This window comes from Mesorhizobium sp. Arg314, from assembly GCF_053714275.1.
Genome location: NZ_JBSKBP010000133.1, coordinates 1 through 3033 on the forward strand (window position 1 = coordinate 1; position 3033 = coordinate 3033).

Sequence of the window (3033 nt, forward strand, 5' to 3'; positions counted from 1 at the left end):
CATGGGCCACGTTTTTTAACGGGGACTGTGCCTCCAATAAGCTGACGGCCGCTACCCTCCGGGGTGCGAGAGTAGCATGGGCTGTTTCTACCGCCCGCAGGCGGGCACCCGGCCCGTGACAGTTTTTTAGGATGTCGCGCTCCGCCTTCAGCTTCGCCACTTCCTTGCGCATCAAACGCCGGCCGTGGAATTCTATGCGATCGGCTGCCTTCTGAGACGGGAGCCGAAAGGCTGCACGCCATCCGTCGAATAGGCGCGGCTCGACTCAGGCGGCCGACTGCTGACTTTCGACCAGTGCCGGCTCGGCCGTTGTCGGACATTGGTTCCGCATCCTGCTCGGCAGAGGCCGCTGGTGCAATTTCGGCCGCGGTTGGCGCCTTCCGCTCCGCCTCGGCGAGGCGCTCGATCCTAAGGGAATCCTTGAGGGCAGCCAGCGCCGGTACAAGCTTTTCCATCTCCGCAACCGGGCGAGCTGGTTCGTCGTCGAGCCGGTGGTCGCGGCGGATCTGCTGGATCGATCACTAATCGCATCCGCCTCGACGGAACCATCCAATAACGCCTCGACCTTCTCAAGCAGGTTCGAGACCCCCTCTCGGGTTGCAGTCCAGCTTGGGAAGCCTGGCGAGGTAACAAAATAGCTTGGCGTCTGGGTCCCGCATCCAAAGCCGTTGCTTGAAGATAAGCGGGTTATCCAGAACCGCGCCGACCCCAAGCACGGCCTTGTCGGCGCTGCTCAGCGTAATGACACGCTTGATGCGGAGATTAAGATCGGCCTTCGGCGCCCAATAGTCGAAACGATATGGGAAACCGTCCGCTTTCGCGCTGCCGTAGATTATCAGAGCGGCGGGGCGATGGGCTTTCTCAAAAAGCTGAAATCGAAGGTCCGCGAAGTTGATAATGCGGCGGACCTGAGATTTCCGGAAGAACGCGTCACGTGCGTCAACCGTGTTTTGGGCGTGGTTGTGCAAAAATCCCCTCGCCGGCAACAGGAACGCGATCAGTCCGTCATCGGCGAGATGTGAGAGAGCTTTCCAACTGAACGCCCAGGCGTCTCGAAATGACTCCACCCCTCGCGTCGGTTGCTGGACGTCTCGCGTGAGTGTCCATTGCCGGGCGCCGACGCGGCTTTGGGCATGTCGGCGCTTCTGCATGATTTCCATGAACTGATCCAAGTCTCCCTCGAGGATCGTATATTCGGTTGTGACGAGGATGGGGCCGCTCCTAGGCTTCAGATCAACGGCGATCACCGGTGCGCAAAAGGCGCCAAATGGTTCGAGCTCCGACTCGGAGCGATTGCTGATCGGCAGCTTGAACCCGAGCGCGACGACTCCCAGTGTAGCGACCGCGGACCAGGCCATGGCCAATGAAAGCGAGTGGTGCTGGACGATCGGCCCAAAACCAGCTGCCGCCGGCGATGCCGCCATAGGTGAAAGCGCTGTAAATTGAGATCGTCCGTCGAACAATCCAGCGCGGGCTAGCCAGTTGCACGTTGACGCCGAGTCCGAACCATGCCGTTACCCACCCTGCCTCACCGAGCGCAAGACAAACCGCTTGCACTTACGTCTTCGCTTGTAGACAAATTGCCGCGCGGCCTAGCAGAAAGGATTACCTAGGCGGGGCCGCATGATGGCCCATGCAAGCGTCCAACTGTGATGGCAAGCAGCGCATGATGATATGTTGGGGGTTATGGGATGCTAGATGCCCTACCAACTGCCCGCGTACTGGGAGCGCGTTGAGGTAATATTGCAAACCGCCGAATTGCGCGGTCGGCTCATCCCAGCCGGTATGGAGGCATCGAGGGTCTTTGTGGAGACCGAGACCTGCGCATTTCAGCACGGCCTCTTTCCTGGTCCAAAACTCCAGTAACTTTTGTGCCCGCAACTCTTGCGGAATTTCTTCAAAAAATCTTGCCTCTTGGTCGGTCATAATGTGGGAAGCCAATTGGCAGCAATTTGCCAGAGGACGCCAATGCTCAATATCTATCCCAACCGAGCTCAAGGCTGATACGGCGACGGCGGACCAATCGTGGCTATGAGACTGGCTCACTTCAATATCGTGCGCCGACAATCGGGGCTTGCCGAACCTCGAAATGGTCATCGGGAGGTCCCTCGGCGGAATACGCAAGTGCGATGCTAGGATGATTCGAAAAGCAAACTTTGCCTGAACATATGAAAGACGCAGGTCTAAGTGACGAATTTTTTGCGCCCGTTCCCGCTCATCTGGGCTCAGCACTTCACGCATGTGCAACATTGGCATCGTCAGCTGTGAATGCCGGAAAACCCAAACGTCGATTGTGTCCGTCTGCCTATTCGAATGCATACGTCACAGCAGGGGCTCGCTACACCACACGCCCTGCCTGATCATCGCAGCGGTCAAGTCGTTCATGCTTCACCCGTTCAAACACTCCAGCTGCCTCAGATGGCGCGGGTCGTAGGTGGAACCTTACACTGACGGCGGCTTGCGATGTGTAAACATGTATGAATATAATTCAATGATCGTGACATATCTGCCTAATACTCGACGTTTGCTTTTAGTATTCTATTCTTAATTAACCCTTGTCAGGATATTCAATCCTGATCAAAAAAATAATGTAGAAGAGCTTATCGAACAGGCGAACAGGTTGTCCATCACGCCTCCGATTCGCTTATGAAAGGCTCATCGGCGGCCGTTCCGCCCTGAGCCATCACCCCCGGAAGTTCCTGCTCGGGGAACGAACTCACAACTGGATAGAAGCTGGGGGCAAGGTCAGCAGCAATGTCGAACGGTGCCTTTACGCGCAGCTCGACTGGCGGTGTATTCGCTATCGGCTGGTCTTTTTTGATGATGTAGCCAAATCGAGAGCGGACGGGGTTAGGTGGTCCATTGGTTGCTCCAACCACTTGCAATGCGGACCGAACGCACGAGAAGAATGACACTAAGTCGAGCAAGGTTTCGGACTAGGTCGCAGACTCATAACTTCTGAGCCAGATGCGCACTGAAGCGAGCTTGATGGCAGCGAGGAAATTGAGCGGATCGCGGTCATATCGAGTTGCG

Annotated in this window: 1 protein-coding gene and 2 pseudogenes; all 3 read right to left on the minus strand. The window is 56.8% G+C overall.

Translation table 11 applies throughout. The features are described from left to right. Window positions 1–569: 569 nt before the first annotated feature. Window positions 570–1557: pseudogene (locus tag ACWGS9_RS34405) on the minus strand (MFS transporter). 48 nt (window positions 1558–1605) lie between these two features. Continuing rightward, window positions 1606–2319 carry a 4'-phosphopantetheinyl transferase family protein gene (locus ACWGS9_RS34410; protein ID WP_454509381.1) on the minus strand — a complete coding sequence of 238 codons (714 nt, stop codon included), beginning with the start codon at window positions 2317–2319 and terminating at the stop codon, window positions 1606–1608. 617 nt (window positions 2320–2936) lie between these two features. Further along, window positions 2937–3033, minus strand: a pseudogene (locus ACWGS9_RS34415) (IS5/IS1182 family transposase); the annotation flags it as partial.